Genomic DNA, 17,540 nt, shown 5'->3' with positions numbered 1-17,540 from the left:
AATTAATTCTCTTTATCTAAAACTTTAACGTAAACTTCCATTATTTTAGAAGAATCTACTTTCATCATTTTAAAATATAGATTATTAATTTCAATGATTTCGTCTTGCTTAGGAATATCTTCATGATGATATACAATATAGCCTCCTAAGGTTTCATAAGCCTCATTTTCAGGGATATTAAGATTATAATTTTCATTTAAAAAATCAACTTCTAAACGACCAGAAAACTCAAATTCACGATCATTAATTTTATTCTCTAATAATTCAACGGTATCATGTTCATCTATAATTTCGCCAAATAATTCTTCTACAATATCTTCTACAGTAATAATACCCGAAGTTCCACCAAATTCATCTAAAACTACTGCAATACTTTTTTTCTTTTTGGTTAAAATATTTAGCAAATTATTAATTAGCATACTTTCTGGAACGAATTCAACTGGTAAAACAATACTTTTTAAATTTTTTGGCCTTTTAAATAGTTCAAAAGCATGGACGTATCCTAAAATATTATCTAAAGAATTTTGGTAAATAATAACTTTAGAATAGCCTGTTTCAATGAATAGTTTTTTAATATTATTTATATTTTCTGAAATATCTACAGCTACAATTTCTGTACGAGGAATCATTATTTCACGAGATTTTACATTATCAAAATCTAGTGCATTTTGAAAAATTTGGATTTCAGAATCTACTACCTCATTTTCATTTTTGTTTTCTAATTGTTCCGTAATATAAATTCCTAATTCCTCTTTACTAAATTCTGTATGAAAACTATCTTTTGACGTATTAAAGAAAATTTTTAAAATAAAATCGGAGATAGTAGTTATAAAATCAGAAATAAAATGAAAAACTATATAAAATAAATAGGTTAGCGGAGCAAAAAACCGTAAGGTTTCATTTGCGTAAATACGGAAAATTGCTTTAGGTAAAAACTCGGCAAAAACTAAAATTATTAATGTTGAAATTATGGTTTGAATTAATAAAATGGTAAACCCATTAAATTGATCTTCTGGTAAAAAACCAACTATAAATTTCCCCATAAAAAAGCTATAAACCACCAACGCAATATTATTTCCTACTAACATTGTAGTAATAAACTTGGTAGATTTAACCGTTATTTTCGATAAAATTTTAGAGATAAAATCGCCTTTTTTCTTTTCTAATTCTACCTGAAATTTATTAGATGAAATAAAAGCAATTTCCATTCCTGAAAAAAATGCCGAAAGTAACATTGAAATAAATATGATAGCAATTTCGGTTTCCATTTATTGGTTATTTCTATTTTCAAATTTTTTCCTGAAATGTCTTCTAAAGAAGAACATTCCTAGGGATAAAACTGAAAATAATGCAAAAAAATACACTTTATCACTTCCCCAATTTAAGAATGTTTCTACAATAAAAACAACTGCAATTATTAAATATCCGTATTCAAAAAATTTCCAAATTTTATTCATGTTTTATTCTTTTATAGTTAGTGCTCCTGTTTGGTTTTTTACCCACCAATGTTTTAAATCTTCAGTAGCTTCAAAACCAACTCCGTAAATCGTATCGGTTAAGGTATAAAATGCAAATTTATCTTCAGTAAAAAAATAATGCGTTTTTTGGTCCCAATAAATTTGATTTGTTTCTAATCGATTTTTTTGTGCGTAATTATCTATAGAAACATTATGCTTAATTTCTGAAACCTCTGTTTTAGCAAAACTTCTTGCATAATCTCCTTTTATAGTAATTGAATCGCCATTTTTATCTATAGTAGTTATAGTAATTCCTTTAGGAAAAACAGAATAAGGATGTTTTGTTCTATTACTAAAATCAAGCATTAATTTAGCTTTCATTTTAATATCAATTCTACCTGAATCGGTATGTTTTAAATTTATATCGTAAGCTTCTCCAATAGGTAAGTTTTTATCAGCTAAAAAGTCACGCACCTCTTTAACATTATTAGTACATGAAAAAAACATTGCTAATAAAATAATAAAAGCAATGTTTTTAATATTATTTTTAATTGATTTTGTCATTCAACAAATATATCAATTATTAGGATGTAAAACTAGTTGTTAGGAACTCTCACTGTTTCATTTATCCAACAACCAATTTTATGTGCTGAACCAGGCTTTACACCTGCAACAAATAAATCTTTTTTAGTTGGTAAATTACTTGTGTACATTCTAATGTATTTATTTGCTTTTGCACTAATACTTGGATCTACAGATTTAGCTTTGTAGGCCATATTAAGCGCTGCAGCGTATACCATTCTTTTAGAAACTACATCTGTTCCACAGGCATTTGCACTTGAGGCATATAAACCTGAAATTAATAAATAAGCATTACCCATAGTTGGTGCAAATTTTAAAGCTTGATAACAATAACTTCTTGCTTCACTTTTTCTTCCTTTTTTACTTAAAATTTGGGCAACTCTCAACAAATCTTGTGCTTTATTATAAGGATTTGTTTCTTGCTCTATAGCTTGTTTAAAATAATCCATTGCTTTTGTTGACTCTCCTTTTTTCATTAAGATTCCTGCATAAAACACAGATGCTTGTGGCGATGGATCAGCTTTAACATATGTTTCTACTAAAGCATCGTAAAATGGATCATCTGTACATTCTTTAGTATACATTCTAGATACTGCTCTTTTTAACCAAACTTTATCATTTTTCTTTTCTTCAAAATACTTTTTGTTTAATGGAATTAAGTTTTCACAAGTTGAAATTGAGGCTAATTTAGAATCTAATCCTCCCTCAACAATATTTAAAACAGTTAGTATTTGCTGATACAATTTTCTCCTTCTTATATCTTTAGAACTTAAAGATGTAGAATCCTTAGCGTTTATAGCTTCAATTTTTTTAGAATACTCTGCTCTTTTTAATTCAACGCCTTCTGCAACTTCATCATACGTATCAAATACTAATTGAGGGTTTGTATCTTTATTTTTTTGTAAAACAATATCAAAATATTTATAAATATTTTTTGGTGATAAACCAGTTGGGTCTTCTTTAAAGCCTTTTTCTAGCCAAGTATAAACTTCAGAATCTGGAGCACCTTGCTCTTGTTTAAATGTTGCGATATCACTATAAACTTTAGCTAAATTATCTTTTGGATAATATTTTAATCTTTGGTTAAAAACTCTCATTACCAAATCTGCTGCTGCAGCTTTATCAGCTTCACTAGCATGTTTATATTTATATTCGGCAATATTTATACCATATTTATAGATATTAATAGATAAACTAGGACAGTTATCCATACACCACATCCAGTTATCAAAGGCTGCATCATATTTTTTAGCTTTATAATCTCCTTTAAATAAGTTGTATTTAATGCTGCAATCTTGATTTGCTTGTGCAAAAACAGTAGGTGTTGCTACAAATAAAAATAACACTAACGGTAAAATTTGTTTCATTTTTTTCATCGTCTATTCAGTTTTCTTAATAATTAAAATATTTGTCGTTTTTTAAACCATTTATCGTTTAATGATAAACTAACTCTAAATTTAAAATAATTTTCTTGAACTAATCCGCTGGTAGTTTTACCTCTTTTTCCAACTTCAAATCCAAGGTTTAAATTTGATAATTGTTTGTTCATTGGTAATCCTACTCCAAAAGATATGCCAAAATCATTTATCGGTGTATAATCCGTTCCATTTCCAAGAGCATCTACCATCAAACCTGTGTTCTCAAATTTTATTCCAGCCCTATAAGTAACTCTTTCCCAGTAATTTGAAATTGAATTAAATTTTGGGATATAAAATCCTCCAATTGAAATTTTATTATATTTATCATATGCAATTTTAGTGTAATTTCCTAGCACATCGCCTTCTACATTTAAAGCTTTTTGGAAACTATAATCTAAACCCGCATACCATTTTCCTTCTTTACCAAACCCAACTCCCAAATTTGTTTTAAGAGGTGATTTTATAGTACCATTACTTTGTACATTTAATATGGTATCTCTAGGAGATTCAACAGAACCAGAACTATATAATAATGAATAAAAATATTCATTACCTTTAGTATTAATATTATTTTCTAACTCTAAATTTGCGCCTAAATGCATATCTACCTTTTCTGATAGCTTTTTGTCATAAATCATTCCAACAGAAAATGCGTATCCTTTTATATTAGAAACTGTTTGATATTTAGCCGCTAAAGCTACATCCTTTTTTTGATTTATAACGCTATTATCTATATTGCCAAATATATAATTTCCTTGCAAACCTACACTAAATCCTTTAAATGGTTTGTAACCAAAATTAACAAAAGCTTTGTTGGTTCCACCATTACCTTTATAATAAGAAGCTTCTACAATGTTACCATCCGTATCTTCTATGGTAGTTATTAATGAATAACCAACGGATGAGTTTGGTAATAAACCAAAAACAAAACCTGCTTTATTACTTAAAGGGAATCCAACTGCTAAATAGGATAAATAGGTGTAAGAGCCTTTTTGGCTATTAACATTATCTTTGGCATTAATATTTACATTTTCTAAAGCTAATGAATAATTTGTAGATTTTATAGATGCAATTGCTGCTGGATTAAGAAAATTTAAGTGAAAACTGTCATGAAAAGAAACTCCAACCCCTCCCATACTTAACTGCTCTACAGTAGTTTGGTTGTTCTTATCTCCAATTCCAAAAAAAGAGTATGCTGAGGTGTTATTAATTTGGGCGAAACTTACTATTGAAACAAATAGTGCACTAACTACTATTATTTTTCTTATCATTTATTACAAATTATAGGTCAAAATTTTATTTAATCCTTCTAATAAAAAATTAGGATTGGCAAATATGCCATTTTTTAATCTATTATTCAAGAAATTAACGTCTCCACCTGTTAAAACTACTGTTAAATCTTTATTTTTTTTTCTATACTCATTAACAAAACTATCAATTTCATTTATAACTCCTGTAACTATACCAATGTGAATACTTGAGTTTGTATCTTTCCCTATTAGATCAATTTTAAATTCTGGACTTAGTAATGGTAACGCATCTGTATAATAATTAAGAGCATTATATCTCATTGAAATACCTGGAGAAATTGCACCTCCACAATAATCATTATTTTTATTTATAAAATCATAGGTAATGCAAGTACCTGCATCTATTACCAAAACATTTTTATTTGGATAATGAAAAATAGCTGCTGCTGCAAGAGCTATTCTATCAACTCCTAGAGTTTTTGGAGTATTATATTTGTTATTAAATGGAATTTTAGTTTCAGAATTTAAAATAATTAGGTTGATTTTTTCTTTAATTCGAGAAATTTGAGATTTTTTTAAAATGCTAACTGATGAAATTATAGCATTAGTACACTCAAATTTATCAACACTTTCAGCAACCTTATTCACTATATTTTCATGGCTAAATCTTTCAGAATGAATTATTTTACATTCATTAAAAACTGCACTTTTAACTCTAGTATTCCCAACATCAATTATTAAGTTCATTTTATTTTTTTAAAGTACTTCAAAAATACAACAGATTTTTTTAAAATAGTTTTGCCAAGTATAAAAAATACATTTATATTTGCATCCGCTAACGCGATGGTACCTTAGCTCAGTTGGTAGAGCAAAGGACTGAAAATCCTTGTGTCCCTGGTTCGATTCCTGGAGGTACCACTTAAAAAACCTTGATTAATTAATCAAGGTTTTTTTATTTATACTAAAAAGTCCATCTTATAAAAGTTTATTTGATTTTAACTTCAACAGAATCTTTTAATATTCCTTTCGATTTTACAGTGATTTTTGCAATTCCTGATTTAAAACCAGATTTTAAAATTATCATAGCTTTTCCATAAAAAAATTGAACCTGTTTTGATTGAAATGATTCAAAAGATTGTGGGTTACCATTACCAACTCCTGCAATTTTTCCTACTCCAGTAATTTCAATATTTATTTTATTAGCTACAAGAGGGCATAAATTTCCTTCTTTATCATAAGCTTCCACTAATATATAAGACAAATCTTCTCCATTAGGCTTTAAAATAGTTTGGTCTGGCGTTAACTTTATTCTGTATGGTTTCCCGGCAGTTTTTACAGTTCTTTCTCCTATTTTTTCACCTTCTTTATAAGCTATAGCCTTTACTTCTCCTGGTTCATAAACTACATCATTCCACATTAATCTAAAACGTTCAATAGATTTTTTTGAAGAAGGTTTTTTGCATTTTTTACCTTGTGATTTTCCATTAATAAAAAGTTCGGCACAATCTCCATTGGTATACACAAAAACAGGAACATTCTTACCTTCCATACCATTCCAATTCCAATGAGGTAAAATATGAATAGTTGTTTCTTTTGAATTCCAATAACTTTTATATAAATAATATCTATCTTTTGGAATTCCAACCAAATCAACAATACCAAAATAAGAGCTCCTAGATGCTTGTTTATCTGTCATCCCCATTTCTTTAACTGCTTTATTTGTGTATGGAGTTGGTTCTCCTAAATAATCAAAACCTGTCCAAACAAACTCTCCCGCAATATAATTTTCATCTTGCTCCCACATTAAATCATCATCTGCTATTTCTGCCCATTCTGGAGCATTTAAATCGTAAGAGCTTACTTGTAATGATTTTGTAAAATCTGTTTTAACTTTTGGCAATGGTAATTCATAAAACCCTCTTGTACTTAGTGTTGAAGCTGATTCACTTATAATTACCGATTTTGTAGGATCTAACTTTCTGGCTAAACGATAACGCCTTGCATAATTCCAGCTATGCACATCATAATAATCAAAATGACGTAATACGGCACTTTCCATATTATCATTTACCAAAGTTGTTGGGCGTGTTGGATCGTATTTATTAACATAATTTACCATGGTGTGCAAACGTTCAAATCCGTTGTTCAAATTCCATTGCACATCTCCAATTTCGTTTCCTACACTCCAAATAAATACGGAAGGATGATTTCGATCACGGACAACAAAATTGTGAATATTTCGCTTTGCGTAATCATCAAAATCTGTATCTTTAGTTATATCAATTTTGGCATCATATTTATCAAAAGCTTCATCAAAAACTAAAATTCCCATTTCATCACATAAATCTAATAACTCTGGAGCTGCAACATTATGACTGTTCCGAATTGCATTTACTCCCATAGATTTCATAATCTCTAACTGACGCTCTGTAGCTCTTTTATTAAAAGCAACGCCTAAAGGTCCAAAATCACTATGCATATTTACACCTTTTAACTGAACTCTTTTATTATTTAAATAGAAGCCATTATTTGCAGTAAAACGAATTGTACGAATTCCAAAAGTTGTTGAATTTGAATCTATAATTTTTCCTTTTTTATAAATAGTGGTTATGGTTTTGTATAAATAAGGGTTTTTAACATCCCAAAGTATAGGATTAATAACCTTTAATGTAACTTCAAAATCTTTATTTTTTTCTGATGAAATTACGCTTGAAATATCACCTTTAGCTATTTCATAACCTTCGGAATTTACAATTTTTTGTTCAACTTTAATTTCTTCATCGCTATTTGAGTTATTTTGAACTGAAGTACTTATTCTAACATCCGCATAATTCGATTTAATAATTGGAGTAGTAATATATGTTCCCCAAACATTAATATGAATTGGGTTAGCAACTAACATTTGAACTTTTCTATAAAGACCTCCTCCAGGATACCATCTGCTTTCGTGCTCTCGTGTATCCGCATGAACTGCTACAACATTTTCGCCTCCAAAATTTAAATACTTTGTAATATCTATATAAAATGAATTATATCCATAATCCCATTGCCCTGCTAATTTTCCATTAACGTAAACCTTAGGAAATGCCATAACTCCATCAAAAATTAATACTATTCTTTTGGTCGAATAGCTTGAAGGAATATTTACTTTTTTTCTATACCAGCCTTGCCCTTTCCAAGGAAGTTTACCCGTATTTCCATCTCCATTGATTATAAACGGACCCGAAATTGCCCAATCGTGTGGAATTAAAACATTTTTCCAAGCACTATCATCAAAGTTTAAAACTGAAGCATTTTCAGGATTTCCTTTAGTGAATTTCCAATCTTTTTGAAGCGTAAATAATTCTCTTGTTTGTGCATCAATTTTTAGGATTGTAACACTTAAAATACTTATTAATATTAAAAATGTTTTACTTAAACTTGTACTAAATATTCTCATTATGTTACTTTTCTATAACTGTTTTACTGTAATGAAGTATTATAAAACTTCATCCCCAAAGTAGCTTTATCGTTATGATCAAACAAAGTTGCATTATCCCAATGAGATCCTTGCCCCCATTGAGTTTCACAAGGAGTAGAAATCCACGCTGGTTCCCAATAAACCAACCCTTCACCTCCTGATGATTTTAGAATTTCAGCTAACTTATTCAAAAAATCTAATTGCCCTTGCTGTGTAGCTGGATAACCATCAATTAAGGAATCAGAGCCTAAAATATTACCTGCACTATCTGCATCTTCCATTGTAAAAGGGTAAGCTGTTTCCACTACAATTAAAGGCTTTTTATAAGTTGAAGTTAACGTTTTAAAAGCTGTTCCAACGTTATCCAACTTATATGTAGACCATTTTGGATAATAAGAAAGCCCAATTATATCAAAATCAGTAATACCATTTTTAGTTGCTTTGTCAAACCACCAAAGTCCATTTTCAGGCTGAGCAACATGAAGCATAACTTCAATTTTTTTACTTTTTTCAGCAGATATATCTCGAACAGCTTTTATCCCTTTATTAATTAAAAATGAATTTCTATTCCAATCCGTAGCCTTTAATTCGCCATGCTGCAAAATCATAGCATTAATTTCATTACCAACTTGTACCATATCTGGCAAAAGATTAGCTTTTGAAAGATTATTCAGCGTTTTATAAGTATAATTATATAATGAATCTCCTAAAACTTCCGTATTATCCACTTCATTTAACCAAGCTGCAGGTATTTCCTGATGATTAGGGTCTGCCCAAGTATCTGAATAATGAAAATCTAATAACACTTTCATTCCTTCTGCTTTTGCTTCTGAAATAGTTTTTTTTACATCTTCATAATTAGAATAATTTGTCCAAGTTGGATTATTCCATAATCTCACACGCACCATATTTGTTCCTGCTTCTTTAAAAATTTTAAATGGATTTTTTTCAATTCCATTATTATCTTTATACTTTGCACCACAATCTACCATTTCATTTACATAAGATAAATCAGCTCCGTAATAAAAGTTTGAAGTGGCTTCGCCACCTTGTTCTTCTGGATTTGTATTTTGATCTACAGGTTTTAAATCTTGTGAAGAACAACTTGTTAAAGAAAAAAAGACAACTACTATTATAATATATTTCATGTTAAAAATTTTATTTCCAAAATATGGAATACAATGCCACCAATATTAACATTACAGCAAAAGCCCCAATATTAAAAGTTGGAGTAGTTTTAAAGAAATTTTTAGTAATAGGAATACCTTTTTCGTCATCTTTACCTTTATTTTGAAGTAAGCTAACTATTATAATAACTATCATAGTAAATACTACTGTATATCCCATTTGATCCATAAAAGGCACGTTAACAAAAATTGGATTTGTAGACCAACCATTTGGTGCAATTTTAAAGTACATAGCTATAGGAATTGATGTTAAAGCTCCTATAATTGCTGCTTTATTTGTTGTTTTTTTCCAAAATAAACCTAACATAAACACCGCTAAAATCCCCGGGCTTACCATTCCTGTATATTCTTGAATATATTGAAAAGCCTGATCTAAACCACTTAACATAGGTGCTATTAACCCTGCTATTATTAAAGCAATTGCTGCCGATATTCTACCAACATTAACCGTAGCTTTATCTCCTGCATTCTTATTAATATATTGTTTATAAATATCCATAGTAAAAATGGTAGAAGTTGAATTTAACATAGAAGCTAAAGATGATACTATAGCTGCTGCTAATGCTGCAAATGCAACACCTTTTAAACCAACTGGCAAAAATTGCAACAACCAAGGATATGCTTTATCTGCATGCTCTAACGATGGTAAATTATGCATTCCTTCTACTCCTAAACCAGCTAAAATATTAGGATCGTTAACCATTACATAAGCTGCAATTCCTGGAACTACTACTATAAGTGGAATTATTAATTTTAGAAATGCAGCCAATAAAATTCCTTTTTGTGCTTCTTTTAATGATTTAGCAGCTAAAGTTCGTTGAATAATATATTGATTGAATCCCCAATAATATAAATTTGCAACCCACATTCCTCCAATTAACACTCCAACACCAGGTAACATTTTATAATAAGGATTTGATTTATCTAAAATCATAGCAAAATGACCTGGAGCTTCATGATAGATCACCTTAAACCCTTCAATAACACCTGCCCCTTGTGATACTTCGTTCAAAGCTAAATAGCTAGTAACTAATCCACCTAACACTAAAAAAACTACTTGAATAACATCTGTCCATGCAACTGCTGAAAGCCCTCCGTATAATGAATATGCTGCTGCAAATAATGCAAGACCTATTACGCCATAAATCATTGGAATTCCAACAATAGTTTCTAATGCTAATGAGCCTAAATATAAAACCGAAGTTAAGTTGACAAAAACGTACAAACCAATCCAAAAAACAGCTAAAATGGTTTTTAAATTAGTTGAAAATCGTTTTTCAACAAACTCTGGGATTGTGTATAATCCTTTTTCTATAAAAATTGGTAAAAAATATTTCCCTACAATTATTAAGGTCATTGCAGCCATCCATTCATAAGACGCAATTGCTAACCCCAATGCAAAACCTGAACCAGACATGCCTATAAACTGTTCTGCTGAAATATTTGCTGCAATTAAAGAAGTTCCTATAGCCCACCAAGGCAATGATTTACTTGCTAAAAAATAATCTTCTGCATTTTTTTGATGCCCTTTTTTATCTCTTGACACCCATAAACCTACTCCTAAAATTAGTACTGCATAGGCTATAAATATGAAATAATCCCAAAAACCGAAAACTGATGTCATGCTAATTTAATTCTTTAAGTTATTAATTTTAATTGATGTTCCTTCACTTGGCATTGCCTCAAAGGCTGTTAATTTTATATTGAACTTTTTATAATATGCTATTGAAGAATCTTCAATAAATTTAGTAACTTCTTTTGAATGCACAACATTAATTGTACATCCACCAAAACCACCTCCCATCATTCTTGCACCTAAAACATCTTCATATTTTTTTGAGAAATCAACTAAAAAATCTAATTCAGTGCAACTTACTTCATATTGATGTTGTAAACCGTTATGTGTTTTATACATATTATTTCCTAATGTAGCCAAGTCATTATTTTTTAATGCTTCTACCGAATTTAAAACTCTTTCCTTTTCTTCAATTACATATAAACATCTATTAAAAATTACAGGTTCTAATACAGATTTAAATTCGTTTAACATACTTAAAGAAACATCTCGTAATGAATTAATTTTCGGATAATTTTGTTTAATAATTGCTACTCCTTTTTCGCATTGTGCTCTTCGAATATTATATTCTCCAGAAGCTAAATTATGTGAAACATTTGTATTTAAAAGAACTATTTTATAAGGTTCAATTTTTATTGGAACATATTCAAAATCAAGTGACTCACAATCTAATAAAATTACACTGCCTTCTTTACTCATTACAGATGCAAACTGATCCATAATTCCGCATTTTGTACCAACAAAATTATGTTCCGCTCTTTGTGAAAGTTCTACAATAGTTTTTTTGGAAAGGTTTAAGTTAAATAATCCATTTAAGCCAAATGCCAAACCACATTCTAACGCAGCTGATGAACTAATTCCTGAACCAATTGGAATATCACTTTTAAACACACAATCAAAACCCTTTAGATTATTTGAAAGTTGTAGTATTTCAAAAACAACTCCTAAAATATAGTTTTCCCACTGGTTTTTACTTTTTGTAACTTCATCAAGATTGAATGTAAAACCTTCGTTAAAATCGTTACTATAAACAGTACATCTATTTAAACTAGCGTTTTTTTTAAACTTAAATTGTATTTTTTTATCAATCGCCGTTGGTAAAACAAATCCATTATTATAATCTGTATGTTCACCAATAATATTAATTCTTCCAGGAGAATTTACTATTAAATCGTATTTAACACTTTTAGTTTCTATTTGTTCCACCTACTCAATAGATTTCAGCTTTATTAAAAGTTGATATTAAATGTCAAATTTACATTTATTTATTTAAATAAAAAAACATTATACTCTTCTGATATTGATTTACTTAAACTAAAACTAAACTTCAAAATTATATCCTTTAGCTAAAAATTTATTAAATTTAGCTCTGTTAAATTTATACAAAAACGCTCCTTTTTTTGAGCCAGATTTATCTTTTTCAGAAGTTTTATTTAAAATATCAAAGGATAATATTTTTCTTCTAAAATTTCTATTATCTAATTTTTTCTGATAAATGCATTCATACAACAATTGTAATTGAGGAATCGTAAATTTTTTTGGAAGTAATTCAAATCCAATTGGTTGATAACGCGCTTTTGATCTTAACTTTTGAATTGCGTTATCTACCATTTCTCTATGATCAAAGATAAGATTAGGAATTTCATCAAAACTAAACCAATGTGCATTATATTTTTCCACCTCTGTTTCTATAATTTCATCAATTCTAATAAGACTAAAAAAAGCTACTGAAATTACACGTTCCCCAATATCTCTATCAACTTTACTATATGTTTGCAGTTCTTCTAAATAAATATCTTTTAATCCAGTAGATTCAAATAATATTTGATTTGCGGCTTCATTTAAACTTAAATCTTTTTTCATAAATGAGCCTATTAATGACCAAGATCCTTTTAAAGGTTCTACTTTTCTTTTAAAAAGTAATAGTTTAAGATTTTCAGAATCAAATCCAAAAATTATACAATCAACAGCTACAAGAAATTTTTCTTGTCCTTCATAATTGTGCGCATTATCCAATAATTTCATTTAACTAATAATTTTAATAAAAGATTTTATTTGTCAGTAATAACTTCAAAATTAATCGAAATAAAAAAACTCCGATAAATTTATCGGAGTTTTTTATGTTTTATATTTATTATTAATCTTCGTCTAAGTCATCGTCAATATTCACCTCATCAATTTCTGGAGCATCTATTATATCGGATGATATATCTTCATCATCACTGTCGTCATCAAAATTATCCATACTGTCTACTAGCTGATCACTTATTTTAACTAAATATATAGTGTCATCTGTTCTAACTTCAACAGCTTCTATATACTGTCCTTTATGGTTAGTGAATTTAATTATGTCTCTAACTCCATAACCATCAGGAAATTTTTCAACGAGTAAATTCAGTATTTCAGAAGTTAATTTTTTATGATCTACAATTATTCTATTCAAAACTAAATGATTACAATTAAACTTACAAAACTTAAATTTTTGATTTTAATACAATTTATTAGCGTCTCAAATATATAAAAATATTTAAATCAAAAAATTAATTTTTTAAAATTATAAAGGAGCTTTTAGCCTTATTTTACTATCGTAAATTATAGCATTTTTAAAGAATTAACTTCCATTTCTGTAAGGTTTCTGTACATTCCTCTTGGTAAATCCTTTTTTGTTAAACCCGCAAAAACTACTCTATCTAATTTAACTACATTATAGTTAAAGTGTTCAAATATTCTTCTAACAATTCTATTTCTACCAGAATGAATTTTAACTCCAATTTCGCTTTTTGGTTGATTCATAATATATGAAATTTCATCTACTATTACTCTTTTATCGTCTAAAATAAACCCTTCTGCAATTTTATGCATATCGCCAATAGATAGTTTTTTATCTAAACTTGCGTGGTATAATTTTTGGATATTATGTTTAGGATGTGTTAATTTTTTAGCTAACTCACCATCATTTGTAAAAAGTAACAAACCTGTTGTGTTTCTGTCTAATCTGCCAACTGGATAAATGCGTTCTTTAGATGCATTTTCAATTAAATCCATTACGGTTTTTCTACCACGTTCATCATCCATAGTAGTAATATAATTTTTAGGCTTATTAAGCAAAACATATCTTTTTTGTTCTAAACTAATTAAGGAATCATCAAATTTAACCTCATCTGTAGGTTTTACTTTATACCCCATTTCCGTAACAAGCTTACCGTTTACTTTAACATTTCCTGCTTTAATGTAAACATCCGCTTCACGTCTTGAACAAATACCTGCATTAGCTATAAATTTATTTAACCTAGTTTCATCATTATCTGAAGTTTGACTTGGTTTTTTAAAATTAGCATTTGGCTTATCTCTAAAGTTAGTGTTGTATTTTTTTCTTGAATCCCCTTTATAGGAAGGCTTTTTTTGGAAATTACTATTCGATTCTTTTTCAGAACTTCTTTTAAAAGGCTTTGAATCAGATGTTCTTTTAGTGTTTTTTTTAGAATCTCTTTTTCCGGAAGATTGTCGTCCTCTCGACGAGTTTTTATTTGGTTTCATTTTATAAATTTTTGCAAAAATAAGGTTATTCTTTTGAATAAGTAGAAATTAACTCTAATTTAAACTAATCTATTGATAATTACCGAATAATCAATTAAAGCTAAACTAAAAACTCCTGCTATAATTAATAGCTTTAAAATTACATGAAGTAGCAAATAATTTTTTGGGTTTTTACTTAACCACAACAGTAAATTAAATACTAATAACACAAAAATACTTGTATAAAAGTAATATTTCATTCCTCCAATTTCAGGATATTTTAATAAAAAATAAATCGGATTTAAAGTTAAAACAGAGATTAAAGAAATTAATAATTTGGTAAAATACTCTCCATATTTTACTACTATGGTTTGGTAGTTTTGAACAAAATCGCCTTTAATATTTTCTAAATCTTTAATTAATTCTCTAATCAACAAAACAAAAAATAGGAAAGCTGCATGTGTAAAAATAATTTCAGAAAAGTTTTTATAGTATACAAAAACCGCAAAAAAAGGTAAAATAGCTAAAATTACAGCTGAAAATAATCCTATTAATGGGTATTTTTTTAATTTATGTGAATAGAACCAAATCAAAAAAATATAAACCGAAAAAAATAAAGCTGCACGCCACGACACTAAAAAAGCAAATAAAAAACCTATAAAATTTAACAAAAAATAGATAATCAACTTTGTTTTTTGAGGAACAATCGTGTCAATTTTATGTTTAATTGGTCTGTTTATTCTATCGGCATCTAAATCGTAAAAATTATTAATTATATAACCTGATGCTATTACACAAGTAGTTGCTAAAACAATAAAATACAAGTCTAAATCTAGTAACACATATTTTAATGATTTTTGAGGGGAAAAAATAAAAATGGATGCTAAATATTGTGCAATTACAATTAATAATATATTGTAACCACGAACAACAGAAAATAAACTCAATACTTTTATGTAAAATGGAGCTTGTTTTTTTCTATTGTTTTTTGAAATTTCTAATAAATCCATTTAAAAAAGTTACTAAAATCTATAAACTAATTCTAATTTATAATCTTTTAGTATAGTTTGGGTTTTTGCAAAATCTTCAGTAAATCCTAGAATATAGCCACCTCCACCTGAACCACATAGTTTCAAATAATAATCGTTACTTTCAATACCTTTTTGCCAAACATTATGAAATGTTTGAGGAATCATCGGTTTAAAATTATCAAATACTACTTTGGATAGCTGTTTTACATTTCCAAATAACGATTTCACATTACCATGTAAAAAATCATCAATACAAGCATCGGTATATTTTGCAAAATCTTCATTCAACATTTTTCTAAAACCTTCATTTTTCATTTTATTCATAAAAATAGAAACCATTGGCTCAGTTTCGCCAGTCATTTCAGAATCTAATAAAAATACAGCTCCTTTTCCTTCTTTTTGAGAAGGAATTCCTGTTGGTTCTAAATTATCTTTTGAATTAATTAGAATTGGAATGCTTAAATATGAATTTAAAGGATCTAATCCTGAACTTTTTCCATGGAAAAAAGATTCCATTAAAGAAAAAATAGATTTTAATTTTAATAGCTTTTCACGAGTTAAATTTTCTAACACCGTAATTTTGTCATTCGCATATTTATCGTAAACAGAAGCAACTAAAGCGCCCGAACTTCCAACACCATAACCTTGAGGAATACTGGAATCAAAATACATACCTTCTTCAATATCTGTTTTAAATTCATCTAACCTAAAACTCACTAAATTCTGATTATCCATATTTAAAAGGTAATCATAGAATTTTTTTAAGTTTTTATTAGATTTAATTTCTATCTCAGAAGTTTTATCCGATTTTTTAAGTGCTCCTTGATAGCTATTATATGGAATAGCTAAGCCTTTAGAATCTTTAATAATTCCATATTCACCAAAAAGCAAAATCTTTGCGTAAAAAAGTGGTCCTTTCATAAATTTTTTAAATTGATAATCGTTTTGCCCCAATTCCAATTCTATCGCAAATATAATGATTTTCTTGACAAAACTGCACTAACTCGTTTACTATAAATTTATTAACCACTTCTTTTTCATTTTCAGGAAACAACACATGGACATTAGCTCCGGCATCTAAAGTAAAGCAAACATTAGCATTTGTTAACTTTCTGAATTCCCATATTTTGTTAATAATTTTTAGTGTATTTGGTTTCATTAAAATAAAATATGGATTGCTAGTCATCATCATTGCATGTAAGGTTAAAGCTTCACTTTCTACAATTTCCACAAATGATTTTATATCTCCATTTTGTAAAGCTTCAGAAATTTTCGAAATATTTTCATTTGCCTGTAAAAAGCGTTGTTTGGCAAACGGATGACTATGCATTAATTGATGACCAATTGTACTGCTAACTTGCTTTTCGACTTCATCAACTAACAAAATAGTATCGTGATAATTTTTAAATTTTTTGTGTAATTTATAAGGAAATTTTACTCCAAATAAATCAGAACTTTCTTTTATTTTTTTATGCTCTCCCCAAACAATTAATTCTCCTTCAATACTTCTACAAGCACTTCCCGATCCTAAACGTGCTAAAAATGAAGCTTTTTTATTAAAATATTCATCAGAAATAGATGGATTTAATTCCTTTTCTATACTCATTATGCATAGTGCTAAAGCGCTCATTCCACTTGCTGAGGAAGCTATTCCACTACTGTGAGGAAAAGAATTTCTTGAATTTATTACAAAATTATAATCTTTTAAAAAAGGAACATATTTTTCAATTCGTTCAAAGAATTTTTGAATTTTTGGTTTAAAATCTTCCTTTTTTTCATCTTCAAAATAAATTTCAAAAGTGAAATCACTTTTCCCTTTATCTTTTTTTAAGTTGTATTCTAAAGTTGTAATGGTAAAACAAGCATCTAATGTAAAGCTAATGGATGTGTTTTCTGGAAGTTGTGGTTCTTTTTTTCCCCAATATTTTACCAAAGCAATGTTGCTTGGCGTTTTCCAAGTTGCACTTCCATTTGGAATTAAAATGGATTGATTTTGGGTGAAAATAAAATCGGTTTCTGTCAAAACAAAAATTTTGAGCAAAGATAATTGTTTTAGTTAGATA

At 28.3% G+C, this 17,540-nt stretch carries 16 protein-coding genes and 1 tRNA gene; 1 reads left to right on the top strand and 16 read right to left on the bottom strand.

All coding sequences use genetic code 11. The annotated features are described in order from the left end of the window. Positions 1 to 2 precede the first annotated feature (2 nt). The 6 genes from R3342_RS05405 to R3342_RS05380 are packed head-to-tail and all read right to left on the bottom strand — an operon-like array spanning position 3 to position 5,454. Entirely contained in the window at positions 3 to 1,268 is a 1,266-nt protein-coding gene (locus R3342_RS05405; RefSeq protein ID WP_318938728.1) for a hemolysin family protein, read from the bottom strand. Then, entirely contained in the window at positions 1,269 to 1,457 is a 189-nt protein-coding gene (locus tag R3342_RS05400; protein ID WP_318938726.1) for a hypothetical protein, read from the bottom strand. A 3-nt stretch (positions 1,458 to 1,460) separates the two neighbouring features. Further along, complete coding sequence (lptC, locus tag R3342_RS05395; protein ID WP_318938724.1) at positions 1,461 to 2,021, bottom strand: LPS export ABC transporter periplasmic protein LptC; 561 nt, start codon at positions 2,019 to 2,021, stop codon at positions 1,461 to 1,463. 32 nt (positions 2,022 to 2,053) lie between these two features. Further along, complete coding sequence (locus tag R3342_RS05390) at positions 2,054 to 3,406, bottom strand: hypothetical protein (RefSeq protein WP_318938722.1); 1,353 nt, start codon at positions 3,404 to 3,406, stop codon at positions 2,054 to 2,056. A 32-nt stretch (positions 3,407 to 3,438) separates the two neighbouring features. Next, on the bottom strand, positions 3,439 to 4,728 hold the full coding sequence (locus tag R3342_RS05385) for a hypothetical protein (protein WP_318938721.1): 1,290 nt from the start codon (positions 4,726 to 4,728) through the stop codon (positions 3,439 to 3,441). Between the two features lie 3 nt (positions 4,729 to 4,731). Continuing rightward, a complete protein-coding gene (locus R3342_RS05380; RefSeq protein ID WP_318938720.1) occupies positions 4,732 to 5,454 on the bottom strand; it encodes a type III pantothenate kinase in 723 nt (240 codons plus the stop codon). A gap of 98 nt (positions 5,455 to 5,552) precedes the next feature. Between R3342_RS05380 and R3342_RS05375 the strand changes: the two genes are divergently transcribed. Next, a tRNA-Phe gene (locus R3342_RS05375) sits at positions 5,553 to 5,625 on the top strand. A 67-nt stretch (positions 5,626 to 5,692) separates the two neighbouring features. Here R3342_RS05375 and R3342_RS05370 read toward each other — a convergent pair. The 10 genes from R3342_RS05370 to R3342_RS05325 form a co-directional block, all read right to left on the bottom strand. Continuing rightward, a complete protein-coding gene (locus tag R3342_RS05370) occupies positions 5,693 to 8,146 on the bottom strand; it encodes a glycoside hydrolase family 2 TIM barrel-domain containing protein (RefSeq protein WP_318938718.1) in 2,454 nt (817 codons plus the stop codon). Between the two features lie 23 nt (positions 8,147 to 8,169). Continuing rightward, positions 8,170 to 9,315 carry an arabinogalactan endo-1,4-beta-galactosidase gene (locus R3342_RS05365; protein ID WP_318938716.1) on the bottom strand — a complete coding sequence of 382 codons (1,146 nt, stop codon included), beginning with the start codon at positions 9,313 to 9,315 and terminating at the stop codon, positions 8,170 to 8,172. A 10-nt stretch (positions 9,316 to 9,325) separates the two neighbouring features. Next, the gene (locus tag R3342_RS05360) at positions 9,326 to 10,978 is read right to left on the bottom strand and encodes a sodium/sugar symporter (RefSeq protein ID WP_318938713.1); all 1,653 of its coding nucleotides are present in this window, start codon (positions 10,976 to 10,978) and stop codon (positions 9,326 to 9,328) included. Between the two features lie 6 nt (positions 10,979 to 10,984). Then, complete coding sequence (gene galK / locus R3342_RS05355) at positions 10,985 to 12,136, bottom strand: galactokinase (RefSeq protein WP_318938711.1); 1,152 nt, start codon at positions 12,134 to 12,136, stop codon at positions 10,985 to 10,987. A 114-nt stretch (positions 12,137 to 12,250) separates the two neighbouring features. Then, positions 12,251 to 12,955, bottom strand: coding sequence for an NUDIX hydrolase (locus tag R3342_RS05350; protein ID WP_318938709.1), 705 nt, complete (start codon positions 12,953 to 12,955; stop codon positions 12,251 to 12,253). A gap of 112 nt (positions 12,956 to 13,067) precedes the next feature. Then, positions 13,068 to 13,373: a hypothetical protein gene (locus R3342_RS05345; RefSeq protein ID WP_318938707.1), complete on the bottom strand. Its 306-nt coding sequence runs from the start codon at positions 13,371 to 13,373 to the stop codon at positions 13,068 to 13,070. Between the two features lie 149 nt (positions 13,374 to 13,522). Next, entirely contained in the window at positions 13,523 to 14,467 is a 945-nt protein-coding gene (locus R3342_RS05340) for a pseudouridine synthase (protein WP_318938706.1), read from the bottom strand. Between the two features lie 59 nt (positions 14,468 to 14,526). Beyond that, positions 14,527 to 15,456, bottom strand: a complete 930-nt coding sequence (locus tag R3342_RS05335; RefSeq protein WP_318938704.1) for a geranylgeranylglycerol-phosphate geranylgeranyltransferase — start codon at positions 15,454 to 15,456, stop codon at positions 14,527 to 14,529. 12 nt (positions 15,457 to 15,468) lie between these two features. After that, positions 15,469 to 16,398: a mevalonate kinase gene (locus tag R3342_RS05330; protein ID WP_318938701.1), complete on the bottom strand. Its 930-nt coding sequence runs from the start codon at positions 16,396 to 16,398 to the stop codon at positions 15,469 to 15,471. A gap of 7 nt (positions 16,399 to 16,405) precedes the next feature. Continuing rightward, positions 16,406 to 17,500: a diphosphomevalonate/mevalonate 3,5-bisphosphate decarboxylase family protein gene (locus tag R3342_RS05325; RefSeq protein WP_413468698.1), complete on the bottom strand. Its 1,095-nt coding sequence runs from the start codon at positions 17,498 to 17,500 to the stop codon at positions 16,406 to 16,408. Positions 17,501 to 17,540 lie beyond the last annotated feature (40 nt).

This window comes from Lutibacter sp. (assembly GCF_033723435.1).
Classification (GTDB): Bacteria; Bacteroidota; Bacteroidia; order Flavobacteriales; family Flavobacteriaceae; genus Lutibacter.
This window is presented reverse-complemented; position numbering and strand designations above follow the sequence as displayed.